Raw genomic sequence first — 18,816 nt, 5'->3', positions numbered from 1 at the left:
AGCGGCCGGCGAGTCGCCCCGCCGGTCAAGGGAATTGCTGGTCAGACGCTCTGCACCGGCGTCGGGCGGAACAGCCACTCGGACTTCAGCCGAACCCCGGCGGCCGGCCGCGCCGGCCTCGCTCGGGGGCTGGGTGGGCGCCTGGGCGGCCTCCGCGGCCGCCGCCGAGCCGAACACCGCCCAGGGGTATCCGGGGCTGTCCATCCGCAATGTGCTGCGCCCGACCGTGGCCGGCACGAGCGCGCGGATCCAGCTGTCCAACCTCTACGGCACCCGGCCGCTGACCATCACGAACGCCTCGCTCGCCCTGGCCGGCTCGCCCGGCTCGGCCGCCGCCGCGCCCGGCTCGATGCGGAGGCTGACCTTCGGCGGACGGCCGTCGCTGACGATCCCGGCGGGCCGGGCCGCGGTCAGCGACCCGGTCGGCCTGCTCGTCAGCCCCGCCACGGACCTGCTGGTCACCACCTACTCCCCCACCCCCTCCGGGCCGGTGACCCTGCACCCGCACGCCCGCCAGACCTCCTACCTCGCGCACGGCGACCGGACCGAGGACGTCACCGGCAAGGACTACGGCATCAAGACGCCCTACTGGCGCTACGTCACCGGCGTCGACGTGTGGAGCGCCCAGACACAGGGCTCGGTCGCCGTCATCGGCGACTCCATCACCGACGGCGTCTCCGCCACCGCCGGCGCGAACCACCGCTGGACCGACTTCCTCGCCGAACGGCTGCGCACCGAGCCGGACGCCCCCCGCTACGGCGTGCTCAACGCGGGCATCAGCGGCAACCGCGTCCTGCTCGGCGGCCAGGGCGCGTCCCCGGTGAACAACCCCAGCGCCCTGGACCGCCTCGACCGCGACGTCCTGGACCGCACGGCCGTACGGGCGGTCGTCGTCGAACTGGGCGTCAACGACATCCTCCGCCGTCCGCAGCAGCTGGACCCCGAGAAGATCGTGGCGGGCCTGCGCACCCTGGTCGAGCGGGCGCACGCGCGCGGGGTACGCGTGGTGGGCGCCACGGTGATGCCGTTCGCCGGGCACGGCACCACGCCGGAGCAGGAGCGGACGCGGCAGGGGGTCAACGAGGCGATCAGAACGGGCGGCGTCTACGACGCCGTCGTCGACCTCGACGTCGCCCTGCGCGACCCGGCCGACCCCCAGCGACTGCTGCCGGCCTACGACTCCGGCGACCATCTGCACCCCAACGACGCGGGCTACCGCCAGATGGCCCAGGCCCTGGACCTGACCACACTCAAGGGCGGCGTCCCGGAGGCCGCGGCCAGCCTGTGAGCGGGCCACGGCCTCCGGGCGACTGAGTACCGGAGCGGATAGGCAACCGCGGCACCGCCGCCCAGGGTGGGGGCATGACCGACAGACCCGAGAACACCCGCGGTGGAAACGACGGACCCGCCCTCGTCGTGTGCCTGCTCCTCCTGACGGCGCTCCTCCTGGCCCCTGGCCTGTGGATCTGGTCGCAGACCCTGCGCGCCGTCCAGCACCCGTCGACCTACGACTGGATGAGCAACCACGACGACAAGGTCGGGTTCGCGATGGCGTCCCTCGGCGTCTTCGGCGCGCCCCTGGCCGGCGCGTTCCTGGGAGGGATCGTCGCGGGCCTCCGCGGGAAGCGTGCGGGGGTCGGTGCCGCGACCGGTGCGTGTCTGGCGGCGCTCGTCCTGCTGCTCTGCATCGTGGTGGGGTTCTTCTGGTTGCTCAGCCAGGCGACGTTCGAGTTCTAGGAGCCCGGCCGCCCGGCGTAGAGACGCGCGATGACCTCCTCGATGTCCGGCTCGCGCACCGACAGGTCCACCAGCGGATAGCGTTCCGCCACCGCCGCCACGATCGGCGCCGCGCTCCGCGTCGCCGCGAACGCCAGCCACTGGCGGGGGCCCTCGGTGCGCACCACGCGTGCGCCGGGCACGTCCGCGATCGGCGGAAGCTCCCGTTCCAGGTCGACGACCAGGGTGCGTTCGCTCTCCCCGATCGCGTGCAGCCCGTCCAGCCCGCCGTCGTACACCAGCCGGCCGTGGTCGATGACCATCACCCGCTTGCACAACTGCTCGATGTCGGTCAGATCATGCGTGGTCAGCAGGACGGTCGTGCCCTGCTCGGCGTTCACGTCGCGCAGGAAGCCGCGCACCTTGGCCTTGCTGACCACGTCCAGACCGATGGTCGGCTCGTCGAGGTAGAGCACCTCCGGATCGTGCAGCAGAGCCGCCGCGATGTCGCCGCGCATGCGCTGCCCGAGCGACAGCTGCCGCACCGGTACGTCCAGCAGCGCGCCCAGGTCGAGCAGTTCGACGCAGCGTTCCAGATTGGCGCGGTAACGGGCCTCCGGGACGCGGTACATGCGGCGCACCAGGGTGTACGAGTCGCGCAGCGGCAGGTCCCACCAGAGCGTGGTGCGCTGCCCGAAGACCACGCCGATGCGACGCGCCAGCCGGGTCCGCTCGCGGGAGGGTTCGATGCCCGCGACGCGCAACCGGCCGCCGCTGGGCACGAGGATGCCGGTCAGCATCTTGATGGTGGTGGACTTGCCGGCGCCGTTGGGGCCGATGTAGCCGACCATCTCCCCGCGCGGCACGCGGAAGCTGATGCCGTCCACGGCACGCACCTGCTGCCGCTCGCGACGCAGCAGACCGGTTCTGCGGCGCACGTCGAAGACCTTCTCGACGGCGTCGAGCTCGATGAAGTCGTCCATGGCGTTCCCTCGGAGAGATCCGGTCAGCTGCCGGTGCTGCGGTACGAGCGCAGTCCCGCCCGCCAGGCCAGCCCCGCCGGCACGCAGCACGCCGCCGCCACCGGCGGCGACAGGTACGCCACCCAGTCCGGCAGGCCCAGCGGATCGGGACGGCCCAGCACATACAGCGCGGGCAGCCAGTTGACGAAGGCGAGCGGGACGACGAAGGTGACGCCCCGCACCAGGTCCTGGGCGAAGACCGTCGGCGGGTACTGCAACAGCGTCGTCCCGCCGTACGTGAAGGCGTTCTGCACCTCCGAGGCGTCGTTGGCCAGGAACTGGAAGGCCCCGCCCGCCACGAACACGGCCCCGAAGATCACCGCACCGGCCAGCAGCATCACCGGGACCAGCAGCACCCGGCCCGCCGTCCAGTGGACGTCGAGCCGCGTCAGCGACCAGCCGAGCAGCAGCAGCCCCTGGCTGATCCGGCCGATCCTGCGCAGCGCGAAGCGGTCCGCGGCGACCTGCGCGAGGACCGGCGCCGGCCGCACCAGCAGGGTGTCCATCGTCCCGTCGCGCACCCGCCGCCCGAGCCGGTCCATGTTGCCCAGGAGAAGATCGGCCAGCCCGAAGGCGGCGCTCGTCGTCCCGTACAGGAACGCCACCTCGGGCAGCGAGAAGCCGCCGAGCTCGTCGATGTGCGAGAACATGATCAGAATGGCGACGAAGTCCAGCGCGGTGGACACGAAGTTGCCGGCCGTCATCATCACGAAGGACGTGCGGTAGGCCATCGTGGACCGCACCCACATCGCGACGACCAGGCCGTACACCCGCAGGCCCTGGACCGCGGCGGACCCGGCGCGGGGCTCAGCCACCGTGCACCACGACCTTCCCGGTGGCCGCCGCCTGCAGCGCCCGGCCGGCCGCGAGCAGCAGCACCGCCCAGCCGGCCTGGAACGCCAGCGCCCCGGCCGTCCCCGCCCCCCGGTGGGTGCCGAGCAGCACGTCCACCGGCACCTGGAGGATCGCCGCCCACGGCAGCGCCCGCGTGACCTCCCCGAACGCGCCGGGGAAGACGTTCAGCGGCAGCATCACCCCGGAGAGGAACGTGCACAGCAGCCCGCTGATCAGATTGATGCCCGAGCCGTCCAGCAGCCAGAACGCGCAGAGCGCCACCAGATAGCGCAGCGCGAAGCTCACCACCAGCCCCAGCAGCACGGACAGCAGGAACACCAGCCACCGCAAGGGATCGGCCGGCAGGGCGAGTTCGAAGACCAGCGCGCCGACCCCCAGCGGCACCACACCCCGCCCCAGCAGCTGGAAGACCGACCGGCCCAGATCACCGGCCAGCCACCACAGCTGGAGGTCGGCCGGCCGGTACAGGTCGATCGCGATGTCCCCCGAGCGGATGCGGTCCTGCAACTCCTCCTGGAACCCGCCGCCGAGCAACGCGCCGGCCGCCAGCAGCGCCTGGCTCACCCACACGAACGTCAGTGCCCTCGCCTGGTCGTAACCGCCCAGGTGCGGGCGCTCGTTCCACAGGGCGATGTACGTGTACGCGACGATGAAACCGAAGACGGTGTTGGTGAAGATCCCCGCGGCGGTCGCCGTCCGGTACGTCGCGTACCGCCGGAATCCACTGACCGCCACAGCCGCGTACAGCCGCACCGCGCCTCCCCCCTCCGCCCCTGGGCCCACCGGCCCAAACGGGGGAGCCTAGCCGCCCGGCCCGGCAGCATGCCACGCGATTTCACCCCATGGGGTGGTCGGTCCGGCCCGAACGGCCCTTACGGCGCTGTCAAACGTGCGCTGCGCCCTTCAGCCGGAACGCTGGATGCGACAGTGTTTCGCGGGGCCGCACAACCCCGGTGACGGCCGAGGAGTCCCTGGAGACATGAGCAGCGAGCAGTCACAGCAGCGTTCCCGCGGTGGCGGTGGCGCGCCTCAGGGCTGGGCGCCGAGGAGCACGCCCGGCCCCGGCGGCCCCCCCGCGCCCGGCCGCCGCACGCGCACCGGCCTGCGCCGGCTGCTGCCCACCTGGCGCATGCTGCTGGGCGCCTTCCTGCTGATCGTCCTGGTGGTGGCCGGCGGACTGGTCGCCGGCTATCTGCTGGTCGACATCCCGCAGGCCAACAAGGCCGCCACGGCCGAGAGCAACGTCTTCCTGTACGCGGACGGCTCCACGCTCGCCCGCGACGGCGAGGTCAACCGCGAGAGCGTCCCCCTGAGCAAGGTGCCCAAGGACGTCCAGCACGCCGTGCTCGCCGCGGAGGACCGCGACTTCTACTCCGAATCGGCCGTCAACCCCGAGGCCATGGTCCGCGCTGCCTGGAACACCGCCACCGGCAAGGGCAAGCAGTCCGGCTCCACCATCACCCAGCAGTACGTCAAGAACTACTACCTGGGCCAGGAACAGACCATCAGCCGCAAGGTCAAGGAATTCTTCATCGCGATCAAACTCGATCGGGAGGAGAGCAAGAACGACATCCTCGAGGGCTACCTCAACACCAGCTACTTCGGCCGCAACGCCTACGGCATCCAGGCCGCCTCCCAGGCCTACTACGGCAAGGACTCCGACAAGCTCGACACCGCGCAGGGCGCCTACCTCGCCACCCTCCTCAACGCCCCCAGCGCCTACGACGTCGGCGCCCACCCCGAGAACAAGGCACGCGCCCAGGCCCGCTGGAACTACGTGCTCGACGGCATGGTCAAGAAGAAGTGGCTCAGCCCCGCCGACCGCGCGAAGATGACCTTCCCGTCCCCCGGCAAGTCCCGCCCGCGCAACGGCATGTCCGGCCAGCGCGGCTACCTCGTCGAGGCCGTCAAGGACTACCTGACCAGCAACAAGATCGTCGACGAGCAGACGCTCGCCGCCGGCGGCTACCGCATCACCACCACCATCGACCGCCGCAAACAGGACGCCTTCGCCGGCGCCGTGCGCAGCGAACTCATGGACCAGCTCAGCGACAGCCGCAAGGTCGACCAGTACGTCCGCGCCGGCGGCGCCTCCATCGACCCCAGGACCGGCCGCGTCGTCGCCCTCTACGGCGGCGTCGACTACACCAAGCAGTACGTCAACAACGCCACCCGACGCGACTACCAGGTCGGCTCCACGTTCAAGCCGTTCGTCTTCACCTCCGCCGTCGAGAACGGTTCCACCACCCAGGACGGCCGCGTCATCACCCCCAACACCGTCTACGACGGCACCAACCGCCGCCAGGTGCAGGGCCCGAACGGCCCCGTCGGCTACAACCCCGAGAACGAGGACGGCAAGTCCTACGGCCCCATCACCGTCACCAAGGCCACCGACCTGTCCGTCAACGCCGTCTACGCGCAGATGGCCGAGGACGCCGGCCCCGGCAAGGTCAAGGACACCGCCCTCGCCCTCGGCGTCCCCTCCGGCACCCCCGACCTGACCGCCACCCCCTCCATCGCCCTCGGCGTCGCCACCCCCAGCGTGCTCGACATGACCCAGGCCTACGCCACCCTCGCCAACCACGGCAAGCACGGCCCCTACACCCTGGTCGACAAGATCTCCAAGACCGGCGAGGAGATCCAGCTCCCGGACCGCTCGGACACCCGGCAGGCGGTCTCCCGCGAGGCCGCCGACACCACGACCTCCATCCTGGAGAGCGTCGTCGACAGCGGCACCGGACGCGCCGCCCAGGGCGCGGGCCGGCCCGCCGCCGGCAAGACCGGGACCGCCGAGGAGGACAAGGCCGCCTGGTTCGCCGGCTACACGCCCGACCTGGCCACCGTCGTCGCCGTCATGGGCCAGGACTCCGACACCGGCGAACAGAAATCCCTCTACGGGGCCGCCGGGGAGGCCCGCATCAACGGCGGCGGCTACCCCGCGCAGATCTGGGCCACGTACACGGCCGACGCCCTCGAAGGCACCTCGGCCAAGGACTTCGACCTCCAGCTCCAGAGCGGCGCCGTCATCCCCACGCTCGAACCGAGCCCCACGGCGGCACCGCCGTCCCCCTCCACGAGCTCCCCGCCGGCCCTGCCGACCCCGCCGCGGACCCGGCCCACGCGCTCGCTGCCGCCGGAGTTCCCGTCCTTCCCGCCGCCGGGCCCCCAGACCCCGCCCGGCCCGCCGACCCCGCCGGGCCCCTTCCCCTTCCCCGGCGGGGAGGGCAAGGAGAGCCGCTCGGGAGGCGGCGAGGGAGGCGGCCTGCTCGGCTACGACTACTGAGGCCGGCGCACCCCTCAGTGGCACCCCTCAGTGCCCCGACGTCACCTTCAGCCCCACCACCGCGACCAGCAGCAGCACCACGAAGAACACCCGCCAGGCCGTCACCGGCTCGCCCAGCACCGTCATGCCCAGCACCGCCGCCCCCGCCGCGCCGATGCCCACCCACACCCCGTACGCCGTCCCGATCGGCAGCTCGCGCGCCGCACGGGCCAGCAGCAGCATGCTCGCGACGATCCCGGCGACCGTGAGCACGCTCGGCCACGGCCGCGTGAACCCCTCGCTGTGCTTCAGGCCCACCGCCCAGCCCACCTCCAGCAGACCGGCGACGACCAGCAGAACCCACGCCACGACGAACCACACCTCTCGACTTCCTCGGAAGAGATCGAATCGGTGCGTCGTCTTGTCATGACCCGGTACGGCGCGTCTCGTCGGGATACGAACTACAGATACAGACCCGTCGAGTCCTCGGAGCCCTCCAGCCGCTCCGCGGCCACCGCGTGCAGGTCCCGCTCACGCATCAGCACATAGGCGATGCCGCGGACCTCGACCTCCGCACGGTCCTCCGGGTCGTAGAGCACTCTGTCCCCCGGCTCCACCGTGCGCACGCTCTGCCCGACCGCCACGACCTCGGCCCAGGCCAGCCGGCGGCCCACCGCGGCCGTCGCCGGAATGACGATGCCGCCGCTGGAGCGGCGCTCGCCCTCGGGAATGTCGGTCCGGACCAGCACCCGGTCGTGGAGCATCCGGATGGGCAGCTTGTCGTGGGTGGTGTTCGTACTCACCCCACGACCGTACCCGGCCGAGCCCGGTGCCGTGGCCTCAGCCCCGGCCACGACGGCGCGAGGACACCGTCAGCAGCCCGATCACGCCCACGGCCACCATGGCCACCGGCACGATCCTCTCGAGCCGCGGCGAACCGTCCTCGGTCACGAAACGCGACCGGACCTCGGAGACGACCCGGTTGGCCGCCACGTACGCACGGCCCGCCGTGTGGTCCACCTTCGAGGCGACCTTGGCCTTCGCGTCCCCGATGATCGTGCTCGGGTGCATCCGCACACCGATCTCGTCGAGCGTCACGGCGAGCTCCTGCCGCCGCCGGGCGATGTCCGCCTCGATCTGCGCAGGGGTCCTGGCGTCCGGCACCGCGCTGCCTCCGTTGGTCGATAGCCGATATGAGTGATGAAGGTGATAACGACAGTCTGTCAGCTCGGTCGCCCCGCCGCCCCGCGGCACCCCCGTTCGACAACCTGGCTACCCTCGGGACCGTAACCCGACGCCCTACGAGGAGAGCCATGAGCGAGCGACTGCAGCCCGGCGACACCGCCCCCGCCTTCACCCTGCCCGACGCGGACGGCAAGCAGGTCTCGCTCGCCGACCACAAGGGCCGCAAGGTCATCGTCTACTTCTACCCCGCCGCCCTCACCCCCGGCTGCACCAAGCAGGCCTGCGACTTCACCGACAACCTCGACCTCCTCGCCGGCCACGGCTACGACGTCATCGGCGTCTCCCCCGACAAGCCGGAGAAGCTCGCCAAGTTCCGCGAGAAGGAGTCCCTGAAGGTCACCCTCGTCGGCGACCCCGACAAGACGGTCCTGGAGGCCTACGGCGCCTACGGCGAGAAGAAGCTCTACGGCAAGACCGTCACCGGCGTGATCCGCTCCACCGTGATCGTCGACGAGGACGGCAAGGTCGAGCGCGCCCTCTACAACGTCAAGGCCACCGGCCACGTCGCCAAGATCATCAAGGACCTGGGGCTGTAACCCCTTCGTCCCTTCGCCTCTTCTCGTCCTCAGCCCTGCGGCGCGACCGCACCCCGGCACACCGGACGGTCCGCCTCCGGCACGTCCTCGGCCTCCTCCGGCAGGTCGAGGACGGCCCGGGCACCCCCGCCCTCCGCCTCACCGAACTCCAGCCGCGCCCCCAGCACCGCCGCCTGCCCCACCGCGATCGTCAGCCCCAGACCATGGCCCGTCCCCCGCTCGGGCGCCGCCGTACGGAACCGGCGCGGACCCTGATCCACCAGCCCCGGCGGAAAACCGTCACCGTGATCACGGACCACGATGCGCGTACCCTCCACCCGCACCACGATCGGCGGACGACCGTGCTTCGCCGCGTTCGCCAGCAGATTCACCAGCACCCGCTCCACCCGGCGTGCGTCCGTCACCACGATCCGGCCCTCACCGACCACCTCGACCGCGACATCACCGACCCCGCGCTGACCCTCCGCCCGCTTGACGATCCCCCGCACCAGCGACGGCAGCTCCACCGCGTCCAGCTGCGCACTCTCCACCCCGGCATCCAGCCGGGACACCTCCAGCAGATCCTCCACCAGCGCCCGCATCGTCTGCGCCCGCTCCTGCACCATCTCCACCGCCCGCGGATGCGGCAACAGCTCCGCCGAGGCCACCAGCCCCGCCACCGGCGTCCGCAGCTCGTGCGCCACGTCCGCCGTGAACTGCCGCTCCGCCGCCACCCGCGCCGCCAGCGACGACGCCATGTGATGCACCGACCGCCCCAGCTCCGCGACCTCGTCCCGGCCATCCGTCACCAGCGCGTCCGCGTCCGGCGCCGCACCCGACGCGATCCCCCGCGCCACCGACGCCGTCACCCGCAACCGCCGCGACAGACTCTGCGCCACGAACCACGCCACCACCGCCATCAGCGCCACCGTCGCCGCACCGGCCACCACCAGCGCCCGGTCCAGCGCCGTCTGCAACGGATCACGGTCCGGGTACGACGCCGACACCGACAGCACCTTGTCGCCACCGACCGGCGTCGCCGCCCACACCCGCGGATCGTCCCCGCCGCTGATGTACGTCCCCGAATGCCCCTTGGCCACCGCCTGCGCCAGCGGGAACGGCAACGCCGCGTCGTCCAGCTGCGCGCCCAGCGCCATCGTGCCGTCACGCTGATAGACCTGGAGCGCCGAACTCAGCAGCCCGTCCTGGTACGCCTGGGCCTGGCGGTCCCGCTCCAGCCCCGAGATGTGATGCACCGCCACGCCGAGGACCACGACGGCCAGCGCGGTGACGAAAGAGATCGCGAGCGCGATCCGGCCACGGATACCCATCACGCGATCGAGAGAATCTCCGTCGACTTACCGGTCGGGGTGGCGCCGGTGTACGTGACCTCCAGCGCCGTGAACGCCATCTGGCCGTCCACGTTCTTCGGACCGTACAGCCTCAGCCGCACCGGGAACGACGTCCGCCCCGCGCCGTTGGCCCCGCCCGACACCTGCACCACTCCACTGCCGGCGGCACCGTCCGCCGCATAGTCGTCCCACTGGATCCCGCTGGCCACCCGGCCCGAAGTGGTGCAGTCGAGTGTGATGATCGTCGGCTCCAGCACGGGCTCCCCCGCACCGCAGTCCCGCACCCCCGGCAACTCCCGGGAATCCGCCTCGTCGACCTCCACCTGCGGCTCCTGACCGGCCGCCCGCGCCTTCTGCGCCGCCGCGGTCTTGGGCGCGGACCCCACCACGTCCCCCCGGTCCGCGACCGACCTCAGCCACAGACCACCGATCCCGAGCACGGCGACCAGCACGAAGATCGCCACCAAGGTGCGCGTCCTGACCCATCCGGGCCCAGCGCGGTCGGTCATCGAGCTCTCTTCCTCGCACTCGCACACGAACGATCCGACGTCCTGTCGCATCCCCCGATGTGAGTGACGGAGAATCCGGCCCCCGCGTTCCCTCCGGGGCGTGCCGGGTTCCACCTACGGCGAGGCGGGGGCGTAACCGATCAGGAGTGTGGTCGTTGGAGATGTGTACGAGGCGGGGGCCGGGAGGGGAGCCATGAACACATGGGGGAAGCAGGATCTGCCTGACGGCCGGTACGACCGGGAGACGCTCGCCGCCGCGGTCGCCGAGTCGGCGGGATGGGCGGACCTGATGCGCCGGCTGGGTTTCCCTGCGAGCGGCGGCAGGCGCCGGATGCTGCAGCAGGCGGTGGCCGCCTACGGCATCGACACCAGCCACTTCAAGCAGCGCAGCCCGTGGCGCAAGTACCCCGACGACGCCATAGCCGAAGCCGTCGCCACCTCCGTCACACTGCGCGAGGTTCTGGTGAAACTGGGCGCACCGCCGGCCGCTGGAGCGCTGTCCCACATTCGGCGCCGGATCGCTGCGGCCGGCATCGACGTAAGCCACTTCCCGGCTCTCAACCGCCCCCGGCTGGATCTTCCCTTCACCGCCCGCGAACTAGCGGCAGCCGCCGCTTCGGCCCACAGCGTTCGAGAGCTGGCATGTGACCTCGGGGTCCCGGACGACGGCAGCTCGCGCAGGGCCCTGAGACGCATGCTCGGCGAGTGGGACATCGACATCACCCACTTCCGGCACGGGCGCCTCGCTCTGCCGGAGGAGCGGGTGCGAGAGGCGGTGGCGAGCTCGGAGAGCTTCGCCGACGTCATGCGCGCTTTGAGACTGCCGGTGAACGACACCAACCACCGGCGGGTGCGACGACGCGTGGCGCAACTCGGACTGAGTACCACCCATTTCAAGAGGCGTACCTGGGGCACGGTCCGAGCCGCCGAACCGAGGCGCATCGCCGAGGAAGTGCTGTGCATCCGCCCGCAGGGATCACCACGCGTGAACCGCCGGCGACTCCATCGCGCACTCAACGAGATCGGGGTCCCGTACCGATGCGCCACCTGCGGAAACGAGGGCGAGTGGCTCGGCCGACCGATCACTCTGCAGATCGACCACATCAATGGCGACTGGCTCGACAACCGGGCGGAGAACCTTCGCTACCTTTGCCCCAACTGCCACGCACTGACAGAAACCTGGTGCAGGAGACGGAAACGTGGCGCGTAGCCGCCCTCACACGCGCCTCCAACCGGGTCACCTTGCCTAGTAGGATGCCAGGACGCGCGAGTGCTGGAATCGGTGAGACAGGCTGGTTTTAGGTACCAGTGCCTTCGAGGCGTGAGGGTTCGAGTCCCTCCTCGCGCACAGTGAGCCGCACCTCGTACGAGGTGCGGCTCTTGCCGTCCCGCAGTAGTCACCCCAGCAGTTCGCGAACGACCGGTACCAGCCCCCGGAACGCCTTCCCCCGGTGGCTGATCGCGTTCTTCTCGTCCGCCGTCAGTTCCGCGCAGGTGCGGGTCTCTCCCAGCGGCTGGAGGATCGGGTCGTAGCCGAAGCCGCCGGTGCCGGTGGGCTCGTGGCGGAGGGTGCCCTTGAGGCGGCCCTCGACGACGCGTTCGGTGCCGTCCGGCAGGGCCAGGGCCGCCGCGCAGGCGAAGTGGGCGGTGCGGTGTTCGGCGGCGATGTCGGAGAGCTGGGCGAGGAGCAGGTCGAGGTTGGCCTTGTCGTCGCCGTGGCGGCCGGCCCAGCGGGCGGAGAAGATGCCGGGGGCGCCGCCGAGGACGTCGACGCACAGGCCCGAGTCGTCGGCGATGGCCGGCAGGCCGGTGGCCTGGGCGAGCGCGTGGGCCTTGAGCAGGGCGTTCTCGGCGAAGGTGACGCCGGTCTCCTTGACGTCCGGGATCTCGGGGTAGGCGTCGGCGCCGACGAGTTCGACGTCGAGGCCGGCGTCGACGAGGATCGCGCGGAGTTCGGTGACCTTGTTGGCGTTGCGGGTGGCGAGGATCAGGTGGCGCGTCATGGGGTGATTATCCGGGAGCGTCACAGGGTGCGGGCGAGTGCCTCGCGCTGGGCGGCGGCGAGGGATTCGCAGCCGGTGGTGGCGAGGTCGAGGAGGGCGTTCAGCTCGGCGCGGTCGAAGGGCTGGGCCTCGGCGGTGCCCTGGACCTCGACGAAGCGGCCGTCGCCGGTGCAGACGACGTTCATGTCGGTCTCGGCGCGGACGTCCTCCTCGTAGCAGAGGTCGAGGAGGGGGATGCCGTCGACGATGCCGACGCTGACGGCGGAGACGGTGTCGGTGAGGGGCCGGCGGCCGTGCTTGACGAGCTTCTTGGCCTGGGCCCAGGCGACGGCGTCGGCGAGGGCGACGTAGGCGCCGGTGATGGCGGCGGTGCGGGTGCCGCCGTCGGCCTGGAGGACGTCGCAGTCGAGGACGATGGTGTTCTCGCCGAGGGCCTTGTAGTCGATGACGGCGCGCAGGGAGCGTCCGATGAGGCGGGAGATCTCGTGGGTGCGGCCGCCGATCTTGCCGCGGACGGATTCGCGGTCGCCGCGGGTGTTGGTGGAGCGGGGGAGCATCGCGTACTCGGCGGTGACCCAGCCCTCGCCGCTGCCCTTGCGCCAGCGGGGGACGCCCTCGGTGACGCTGGCGGTGCAGAAGACCTTGGTGTCGCCGAAGGAGACGAGGACGGATCCTTCGGCGTGCTTGCTCCAGCCGCGCTGGATGGTCACGGGGCGGAGCTGGTCGGGGGTGCGGCCGTCGATGCGAGACATGGTGATGAGCCTATCGGCATCGCGAAGGGCCCCGTTCCGGTTCGGGGTGCGAACGGGGGCGAGGCCCTGGCGGTGTGGGCTCAGCGGCTCACATCATGTCTTCGATCTCGGCGGCGATCGGGTCGGCGTCGGTGCCGATGACGACCTGGATGGCGGTGCCCATCTTCACGACGCCGTGGGCGCCGGCGGCCTTGAGGGCGGCCTCGTCGACGAGGCCGGCGTCGTTGACCTCGGTGCGGAGGCGGGTGATGCAGCCCTCGACCTCTTCGATGTTGTCGATCCCGCCGAGGCCGGCGACGATCTTCTCAGCCTTGCTGGCCATGTGCACTCCTGGTTGTCTCGGCCCTTCGGCGGTACCACCGACCGGCTTTCACACGGTAAACCACGTTCGGCCCACTTCGGCGGGCATCCGTGCGCCATCTGGCGAAGGATGGCGAGCACTGCGATTCACCCGGCGTCGCGCTCCGGTCGACCCGGAACACAAGTGGTCTACACCAGTATGCAGCAGCCGGATCGGCCGGGAGGACCCGGATGAGCACGAGCGCCGCGGCGGCTTCGCGGGGGAAACCGGGGAAGCCGGGGAAGAAGTGGACACAGGGGTTGTTCCAGGGCCTGCAGAAGATGGGGCGCAGTCTGCAGCTGCCGATCGCGGTGCTGCCGGCGGCGGGGATCCTGAACCGGCTGGGGCAGCCGGATGTCTTCGGGGTGGACGGGCTGGGGTGGACGGACGTCGCGAAGGTGATGGCGGGGGCGGGTGGGGCGCTGCTGGATTCGTCGCTGGGGTTGCCGTTGCTGTTCGCGGTGGGTGTGGCGATCGGGATGGCGAAGAAGGCGGACGGGTCGACGGCGCTGGCGGCGGTGACGGGGTTCCTCGTCTATTACGCGGTGCTGCACCAGTTCCCGGAGACGTGCCCGCCGGGGTCGAAGCAGATGCCGCTGGGGTTGCTGGGTGGGGTGTGCCTGGCGCCGGGCGGGGCGCCGGCGGCGGCGTCGTACCAGAATCCGGGGATCTTCGGCGGGATCGTGATCGGGCTGCTGGCGGCGTGGTTCTGGCAGCGGTACCACCGGACGCGGCTGGTGGACTGGCTGGGGTTCTTCAACGGGCGGCGGCTGGTGCCGATCATCATGGCGTTCGTGGGGATCGCGTTCGCGGCGCTGTGCCTGTGGATCTGGCCGCCGGTGGGGCGGGGGCTGACGAGCTTCAGCGAGTGGCTGTCGGATCTGGGGTCGGCGGGTGCGGGTGTGTTCGGTGTGGCGAACCGGGCGTTGCTGGTGGTGGGGCTGCATCAGTTCTTGAACGTGTTCGTGTGGTTCCAGTTCGGGAGTTATACGAAGCCGGACGGCACGGTGGTGCACGGTGACATCAATCGTTTTCTGGCCGGGGATCCGCATGCGGGCCAGTTCACGTCGGGGTTCTTTCCGATCATGATGTTCGCGCTGCCGGCGGCGGCGCTGGCGATCGCGCACTGTGCGCGGCCGGAGCACCGCAAGGCGGTGGGCGGGATGATGTTGTCGGTGGGGCTGACGTCGTTCGTCACGGGGATCACGGAGCCGATCGAGTACACGTTCCTGTTCATCGCGCCGGTGCTGTACGCGGTGCACGCGGTGCTGACGGGGGTGTCGATGGCGGTGACGTGGGGGCTGGGAGTGCACGACGGTTTCAGTTTCTCGGCGGGACTGATCGACTATGTGATCAACTGGAGTCTGGCGACGAAGCCGTGGTTGATCATTCCTATCGGGGCCTGTTTCGCGGTCGTGTATTACGCGATCTTCCGCTTCGCGATCGTGAAGTTCGATCTTCCGACTCCGGGGCGTGAACCGGAGGAGGTCGCGGGGGCGATCGAGGAGGAGGCGGTCAAGCCGTAGCCCTTGCCGGGCGGGGTTTTCGGGGGGTGCCCTCCATGTGGTCCAGACCACCTGGAACTATGGATTCCTTTGAGCCGGACTCACGTGCTACAACAGGTCTAAACCACCGAGTGGTGTAGACCAGAGCGGGCCGTCCCCTTCCCCCGAGCGCCCGCCTCACCTGGAGGAATCCGATGAGTACGGCCAGCTCGAAGGCGACGAAGGAGTCGCCCGAGCCGAAGAAGGCTGACGAGGCCGCGAAGAACGGGACCGAGGTCGAGACCGAGGCCAAGCCCGCGGCCACGACCGAGGCCGAGGGCAAGAAGGCCGAGAAGGCCGAGAAGGCCGAGAAGAAGACCGAGAAGAAGGCTCCCGCGAAGAAGCGCGGCTCCGGCGTCTTCCAGGGCCTGCAGAAGATCGGCCGCAGCCTGCAGCTGCCGATCGCCGTGCTGCCGGCCGCCGGCATCCTGCTCCGGCTCGGCCAGAAGGACGTCTTCGGTGCGGACGGCCTGGGCTGGAACAAGGTCGCGGACGTCTTCTCGACCGCCGGTGGTGCGATCTTCGACCACCTGCCGCTGCTGTTCTGCATCGGTGTGGCGATCGGCTTCGCCAAGAAGGCCGACGGCTCCACCGCGCTCGCCGCGCTCGTCGGCTTCCTGGTCTACGACAACGTGCTGAAGGCGTTCCCCGTCCACCAGGCCGTCATCAAGGCCGGTGAGGACACGCCCGCCGTCTACAACAACCCGGGTGTCCTCGGCGGCATCATCATGGGTCTGCTCGCGGCCGTGCTGTGGCAGCGCTTCCACCGCACGCGGCTCGTGGACTGGCTCGGCTTCTTCAACGGCCGCCGTCTGGTCCCGATCATCATGGCCTTCGTCGGCACCCTCGTCGGTGTGTTCTTCGGCCTGGTCTGGGAGCCGATCGGCAACGCCATCAGCGACTTCGGCACCTGGATGACCGGTCTGGGCGCGGCGGGCGCCGCTCTGTTCGGTCTGGTCAACCGCGGTCTGATCCCGATCGGCATGCACCAGTTCGTCAACACGGTGTCCTGGTTCCAGCTCGGTGACTTCACCGACGCCGCGGGCAAGGTCGTGCACGGCGACATCAACCGCTTCTTCGCCGGCGACCCCTCCGCCGGGCAGTTCATGTCGGGCTTCTTCCCGATCATGATGTTCGGCCTGCCGGCCGCCGCGCTGGCCATCGCGCACTCCGCCCGCCCCGAGCGCCGCAAGGCCGTGCTGGGCATGATGATCTCGCTGGCGCTGACCTCGTTCGTCACCGGCATCACCGAGCCGATCGAGTTCGCGTTCATGTTCATCGCGCCGCTGCTGTACGCGGTGCACGCGGTGCTCACCGCCGTGTCGATGGCCGTGACCTGGGCGCTCGGCGTGCACGCCGGCTTCACCTTCTCGGCCGGCTTCATCGACTACGCGCTGAACTGGAACCTGGCCACCAAGCCGTGGATGATCATCCCGATCGGTCTGGCCTTCGCGGTGGTCTACTACGTGGTGTTCCGCTTCGCGATCACGAAGTTCAATCTGCCGACGCCGGGGCGTGAGCCCGAGGAGGAGATCGAGGACCTCACGAAGGCGTAGCGCTCCAAGCGCGGAGGAAGGGCCCCGGAACCGATGGTTCCGGGGCCTTTTTCACCCACCCGCCCACTGTGACCGTCCGAGCGACGGGCGCCCGGCGCCCACCCGCCGCTGTCGGGGCAACGGGTGGGTGGGTGGGAAAGCTACAGCTCGTAGACGGCCCCGGCCCTCGCCAGCTCTGCCGGCCCCGCGTACGCGGACCGCGCGTCGCGCAGGTTGGTCCGGGGGTCGGTCCAGGGCGGGATGTGGGTGAGGACCAGGCGGCCGACGCCCGCGCGGGCCGCGATCTCGCCGGCCTCCAGGCCGTTGAGGTGGAGGTCGGGGATGTCCTCCTTGCCGTGTGTGAAGGACGCCTCGCACAGCAGCAGGTCCGCGCCCTTGGCGAGGGTGGTGAGGGCGTCGCAGGGGCCCGTGTCGCCGGAGTAGACGAGGGCCGAGCCGTCGTGCTCGACGCGGAAGGCGAACGCCTCGACGGGGTGGCGCACCCGCTCGGCGCGGATGGTGAGCGGGCCGAGCGTGAAGGCGCCGGGGGTGAGGGTGTGGAAGTCGAAGACCTCACTCATGCAGGCGTCGTCCGGGGCGTCGCCGTAGGCGGTGAGGAGGCGTTTCTCCGTGCCTTCCGGGCCGTGGACGGGGATGGCGTCGGCGCGGCCGCCGTCGTGGCGGTAGTAACGGGCCACGAAGTAGCCGCACATGTCGATGCAGTGGTCGGGATGCAGATGGGACAGCAGAACGGCGTCGAGGTCGTAGAGACCGATGTGACGCTGGAGCTCGCCGAGGGCGCCGTTGCCCATGTCGAGGAGGAGCCGAAAACCGTCGGCCTCCACGAGATAGCTCGAACAGGCCGATTCCGTGGACGGGAACGACCCCGAGCATCCGACGACGGTGAGCTTCATGCGGGCCTGAACCTCCGTGGGCCGGGTACGGGGGGCCATGCGGTGCAGTCGAGCGTAAGCCGCGATGCGAGCGGTGACTCCTCCGCCGACTGGCGTTGTGGCTGGAATCACCAGGACGGCGGCGGTGACGGGGGCTCACGGGGCGCGCCGGAGGGGGCGGGGGCGCGCGAATCGGCCCCGGTCGCGCCGTGGGGCGCGGCCGGGGCCGGAAGGAGGCGGGCGCGGCGGAAGCGCGGGGGTGGGGCTACAGCGGCGGCGTGTGCCGCTCGGCCCGGTCGAGGGTGTCCATGAAGCGCTGGAAGCGCTCGGCCGACTCCTTGCTGCCGGCCGTCACCGTGAACACGTCGGGCGACATGAAGGCCGCGAGCCGCTCACGGGTCTCAGGGGCGAGCGCATCCCAGGCCGCCCGATCCAGCCGTGACTGCGCCGCAGCTTCCGCACTGCCAGTTTCCATTGTTGAGTTGCCTCATGTCCGAAGATCCACATGCGGGACAGTTCATGTGCGTCTCCTACGGGATGATGTCAGCCCGGGTGCCAACATCGGTAGTAGCAGTTCACCCGTGCACAGTTCTGTTCGATACGGACCGGCGTGCGCCTGTTGTTGACGTTTACGCCCACAGTTGGCCGTGCAGCGCCTCGACGGCCGCCTCCGTGGTGGGGGCGGTGTAGACGCCGGTGGAGAGGTACTTCCAGCCGCCGTCGGCGACGATGAACGCGATGTCGGCCCGCTCCCCGGCGCGCTGCGCCTTGCGGGCCACGCCGAGCGCCGCGTGCAGCACGGCGCCGGTGGACACGCCCGCGAAGATGCCCTCCTGGTCGAGGAGTTCGCGGGTGCGGCGCACGGCGTCCTCGGAGCCGACGGAGTAGCGGGTGGTGAGGACGGACGCGTCGTAGAGCTCGGGCACGAAGCCCTCGTCGAGGTTGCGCAGCCCGTAGACGAGGTCGTCGTAGCGCGGCTCGGCGGCCACGATCTGCACGCCGGGGACGTGCTCGCGCAGGTAGCGGCCGACGCCCATGAGGGTGCCGGTGGTGCCGAGACCGGCCACGAAGTGGGTGATCTCGGGGAGGTCGGCGAGGAGCTCGGGGCCGGTGGTGGCGTAGTGGGCGCCGGCGTTGTCCGGGTTGCCGTACTGGTAGAGCATCACCCAGTCGGGGTGCTGCTCGGCGAGTTCCCCGGCGACGCGGACGGCCGTGTCAGCGCGCCGTAGTAGTCCGCCACGATCTTGTTGAACATCGCCGTATGCGCACGCCC

General features: G+C 70.7%; 20 protein-coding genes, 1 tRNA gene, 1 pseudogene and 1 riboswitch. Of the genes and pseudogenes, 8 read left to right on the top strand and 14 right to left on the bottom strand.

The genetic code is table 11. From position 1 onward, the window contains the following. Positions 1-106: 106 nt before the first annotated feature. Together AB0K09_RS13975 and AB0K09_RS13970 are read left to right on the top strand one after the other, a co-directional pair. A pseudogene (locus AB0K09_RS13975) lies at positions 107-1,288 on the top strand (SGNH/GDSL hydrolase family protein); the annotation flags it as partial. A 74-nt stretch (positions 1,289-1,362) separates the two neighbouring features. Next, the gene (locus AB0K09_RS13970; protein WP_366065584.1) at positions 1,363-1,737 is read left to right on the top strand and encodes a hypothetical protein; all 375 of its coding nucleotides are present in this window, start codon (positions 1,363-1,365) and stop codon (positions 1,735-1,737) included. Here the strand turns inward: AB0K09_RS13970 and AB0K09_RS13965 are convergent. From AB0K09_RS13965 to AB0K09_RS13955, 3 genes are read right to left on the bottom strand one after another with little or no spacing between them, the layout of a single operon-like run. Next, on the bottom strand, positions 1,734-2,699 hold the full coding sequence (locus AB0K09_RS13965; RefSeq protein ID WP_366065583.1) for an ATP-binding cassette domain-containing protein: 966 nt from the start codon (positions 2,697-2,699) through the stop codon (positions 1,734-1,736). The genes AB0K09_RS13970 and AB0K09_RS13965 overlap by 4 nt on opposite strands. 23 nt (positions 2,700-2,722) lie before the next feature. Continuing rightward, a complete protein-coding gene (locus tag AB0K09_RS13960) occupies positions 2,723-3,487 on the bottom strand; it encodes an ABC transporter permease (RefSeq protein WP_366065588.1) in 765 nt (254 codons plus the stop codon). A 58-nt stretch (positions 3,488-3,545) separates the two neighbouring features. After that, positions 3,546-4,346 (bottom strand): ABC-2 family transporter protein, encoded by an 801-nt coding sequence (locus AB0K09_RS13955; protein WP_366065582.1) that lies wholly within the window; start codon positions 4,344-4,346, stop codon positions 3,546-3,548. A 376-nt stretch (positions 4,347-4,722) separates the two neighbouring features. Here AB0K09_RS13955 and AB0K09_RS13950 point away from each other — a divergent pair, with 376 nt between their 5' ends. After that, entirely contained in the window at positions 4,723-6,876 is a 2,154-nt protein-coding gene (locus AB0K09_RS13950; protein ID WP_366065587.1) for a transglycosylase domain-containing protein, read from the top strand. A gap of 27 nt (positions 6,877-6,903) precedes the next feature. On the opposite strand, the gene AB0K09_RS13945 is transcribed toward AB0K09_RS13950, so the two are convergent. From AB0K09_RS13945 to AB0K09_RS13935, 3 genes are all read right to left on the bottom strand, one after another. Further along, on the bottom strand, positions 6,904-7,224 hold the full coding sequence (locus tag AB0K09_RS13945) for a multidrug efflux SMR transporter (RefSeq protein ID WP_366065581.1): 321 nt from the start codon (positions 7,222-7,224) through the stop codon (positions 6,904-6,906). Positions 7,225-7,265: 41 nt separating this feature from the next. Next, positions 7,266-7,332, bottom strand: a riboswitch (guanidine-III (ykkC-III) riboswitch). After that, the gene (locus AB0K09_RS13940; protein ID WP_366065586.1) at positions 7,317-7,619 is read right to left on the bottom strand and encodes a co-chaperone GroES; all 303 of its coding nucleotides are present in this window, start codon (positions 7,617-7,619) and stop codon (positions 7,317-7,319) included. (Overlaps the previous riboswitch by 16 nt.) A gap of 76 nt (positions 7,620-7,695) precedes the next feature. Beyond that, positions 7,696-8,019, bottom strand: coding sequence for a DUF3618 domain-containing protein (locus AB0K09_RS13935; protein WP_366065580.1), 324 nt, complete (start codon positions 8,017-8,019; stop codon positions 7,696-7,698). 149 nt (positions 8,020-8,168) lie between these two features. On the opposite strand from AB0K09_RS13935, the gene bcp reads away from it, so the two are divergent. Then, positions 8,169-8,636 (top strand): thioredoxin-dependent thiol peroxidase, encoded by a 468-nt coding sequence (bcp, locus tag AB0K09_RS13930; RefSeq protein WP_366065579.1) that lies wholly within the window; start codon positions 8,169-8,171, stop codon positions 8,634-8,636. A 29-nt stretch (positions 8,637-8,665) separates the two neighbouring features. On the opposite strand, the gene AB0K09_RS13925 is transcribed toward bcp, so the two are convergent. Then, entirely contained in the window at positions 8,666-9,946 is a 1,281-nt protein-coding gene (locus tag AB0K09_RS13925) for a HAMP domain-containing sensor histidine kinase (RefSeq protein WP_366065585.1), read from the bottom strand. After that, entirely contained in the window at positions 9,946-10,476 is a 531-nt protein-coding gene (locus AB0K09_RS13920; RefSeq protein WP_366065578.1) for a hypothetical protein, read from the bottom strand. The genes AB0K09_RS13925 and AB0K09_RS13920 overlap by 1 nt, the downstream gene beginning before the upstream one ends. 193 nt (positions 10,477-10,669) lie before the next feature. Between AB0K09_RS13920 and AB0K09_RS13915 the strand changes: the two genes are divergently transcribed. After that, the gene (locus tag AB0K09_RS13915) at positions 10,670-11,686 is read left to right on the top strand and encodes an HNH endonuclease (protein WP_366065577.1); all 1,017 of its coding nucleotides are present in this window, start codon (positions 10,670-10,672) and stop codon (positions 11,684-11,686) included. 54 nt (positions 11,687-11,740) lie between these two features. After that, positions 11,741-11,824 (top strand) — tRNA-Leu (locus AB0K09_RS13910). 49 nt (positions 11,825-11,873) lie between these two features. Here AB0K09_RS13910 and rdgB read toward each other — a convergent pair. The 3 genes from rdgB to AB0K09_RS13895 all read right to left on the bottom strand — a co-directional run bounded on the left by rdgB (position 11,874) and on the right by AB0K09_RS13895 (position 13,553). Further along, complete coding sequence (gene rdgB / locus AB0K09_RS13905; RefSeq protein ID WP_366065576.1) at positions 11,874-12,479, bottom strand: RdgB/HAM1 family non-canonical purine NTP pyrophosphatase; 606 nt, start codon at positions 12,477-12,479, stop codon at positions 11,874-11,876. A gap of 20 nt (positions 12,480-12,499) precedes the next feature. After that, positions 12,500-13,231 (bottom strand): ribonuclease PH, encoded by a 732-nt coding sequence (rph, locus tag AB0K09_RS13900; protein WP_366065575.1) that lies wholly within the window; start codon positions 13,229-13,231, stop codon positions 12,500-12,502. Between the two features lie 88 nt (positions 13,232-13,319). Beyond that, positions 13,320-13,553: a glucose PTS transporter subunit EIIB gene (locus AB0K09_RS13895; RefSeq protein WP_030686811.1), complete on the bottom strand. Its 234-nt coding sequence runs from the start codon at positions 13,551-13,553 to the stop codon at positions 13,320-13,322. Positions 13,554-13,762: 209 nt separating this feature from the next. Between AB0K09_RS13895 and AB0K09_RS13890 the strand changes: the two genes are divergently transcribed. Both AB0K09_RS13890 and AB0K09_RS13885 read left to right on the top strand, forming a co-directional pair. Beyond that, positions 13,763-15,097 (top strand): PTS transporter subunit EIIC, encoded by a 1,335-nt coding sequence (locus AB0K09_RS13890; protein WP_366065574.1) that lies wholly within the window; start codon positions 13,763-13,765, stop codon positions 15,095-15,097. 173 nt (positions 15,098-15,270) lie between these two features. Then, positions 15,271-16,671, top strand: coding sequence for a PTS transporter subunit EIIC (locus AB0K09_RS13885; RefSeq protein WP_366065573.1), 1,401 nt, complete (start codon positions 15,271-15,273; stop codon positions 16,669-16,671). A gap of 140 nt (positions 16,672-16,811) precedes the next feature. Here the strand turns inward: AB0K09_RS13885 and AB0K09_RS13880 are convergent, their stop codons facing one another. The 3 genes from AB0K09_RS13880 to AB0K09_RS13870 form a co-directional block, all read right to left on the bottom strand. Next, a complete protein-coding gene (locus tag AB0K09_RS13880; RefSeq protein ID WP_366065572.1) occupies positions 16,812-17,564 on the bottom strand; it encodes an MBL fold metallo-hydrolase in 753 nt (250 codons plus the stop codon). 380 nt (positions 17,565-17,944) lie between these two features. Further along, positions 17,945-18,034, bottom strand: a complete 90-nt coding sequence (locus AB0K09_RS13875) for a hypothetical protein (RefSeq protein WP_366065571.1) — start codon at positions 18,032-18,034, stop codon at positions 17,945-17,947. A 138-nt stretch (positions 18,035-18,172) separates the two neighbouring features. Then, a partial coding sequence (locus tag AB0K09_RS13870; protein ID WP_366065570.1) for a pyridoxal-phosphate dependent enzyme occupies positions 18,173-18,816 on the bottom strand: 644 nt, incomplete at its 5' end.

It is taken from the genome of Streptomyces sp. NPDC049577, from assembly GCF_040675635.1.
Classification (GTDB): Bacteria; Actinomycetota; Actinomycetes; order Streptomycetales; family Streptomycetaceae; genus Streptomyces.
Note: the sequence above shows the minus strand (reverse complement) of the source record. Positions and strands in the feature narration are given on the sequence as shown.

Excerpts from the sequence above, each read along its gene's own strand:
- AB0K09_RS13970 (WP_366065584.1), top strand. The coding sequence starts at position 1,363 with ATGACCGACAGACCCGAGAACACCCGCGGTGGAAACGACGGACCCGCC.
- AB0K09_RS13965 (WP_366065583.1), bottom strand. The coding sequence starts at position 2,699 with ATGGACGACTTCATCGAGCTCGACGCCGTCGAGAAGGTCTTCGACGTG.
- AB0K09_RS13960 (WP_366065588.1), bottom strand. The coding sequence starts at position 3,487 with ATGTGGGTGCGGTCCACGATGGCCTACCGCACGTCCTTCGTGATGATG.
- AB0K09_RS13950 (WP_366065587.1), top strand. The coding sequence starts at position 4,723 with ATGCTGCTGGGCGCCTTCCTGCTGATCGTCCTGGTGGTGGCCGGCGGA.
- AB0K09_RS13940 (WP_366065586.1), bottom strand. The coding sequence starts at position 7,619 with ATGCTCCACGACCGGGTGCTGGTCCGGACCGACATTCCCGAGGGCGAG.
- bcp (WP_366065579.1), top strand. The coding sequence starts at position 8,169 with ATGAGCGAGCGACTGCAGCCCGGCGACACCGCCCCCGCCTTCACCCTG.
- AB0K09_RS13925 (WP_366065585.1), bottom strand. The coding sequence starts at position 9,946 with ATGGGTATCCGTGGCCGGATCGCGCTCGCGATCTCTTTCGTCACCGCG.
- AB0K09_RS13920 (WP_366065578.1), bottom strand. The coding sequence starts at position 10,476 with ATGACCGACCGCGCTGGGCCCGGATGGGTCAGGACGCGCACCTTGGTG.
- AB0K09_RS13915 (WP_366065577.1), top strand. The coding sequence starts at position 10,670 with ATGAACACATGGGGGAAGCAGGATCTGCCTGACGGCCGGTACGACCGG.
- rdgB (WP_366065576.1), bottom strand. The coding sequence starts at position 12,479 with ATGACGCGCCACCTGATCCTCGCCACCCGCAACGCCAACAAGGTCACC.
- rph (WP_366065575.1), bottom strand. The coding sequence starts at position 13,231 with ATGTCTCGCATCGACGGCCGCACCCCCGACCAGCTCCGCCCCGTGACC.
- AB0K09_RS13895 (WP_030686811.1), bottom strand. The coding sequence starts at position 13,553 with ATGGCCAGCAAGGCTGAGAAGATCGTCGCCGGCCTCGGCGGGATCGAC.
- AB0K09_RS13890 (WP_366065574.1), top strand. The coding sequence starts at position 13,763 with ATGAGCACGAGCGCCGCGGCGGCTTCGCGGGGGAAACCGGGGAAGCCG.
- AB0K09_RS13885 (WP_366065573.1), top strand. The coding sequence starts at position 15,271 with ATGAGTACGGCCAGCTCGAAGGCGACGAAGGAGTCGCCCGAGCCGAAG.
- AB0K09_RS13880 (WP_366065572.1), bottom strand. The coding sequence starts at position 17,564 with ATGAAGCTCACCGTCGTCGGATGCTCGGGGTCGTTCCCGTCCACGGAA.
- AB0K09_RS13875 (WP_366065571.1), bottom strand. The coding sequence starts at position 18,034 with ATGAGGCAACTCAACAATGGAAACTGGCAGTGCGGAAGCTGCGGCGCA.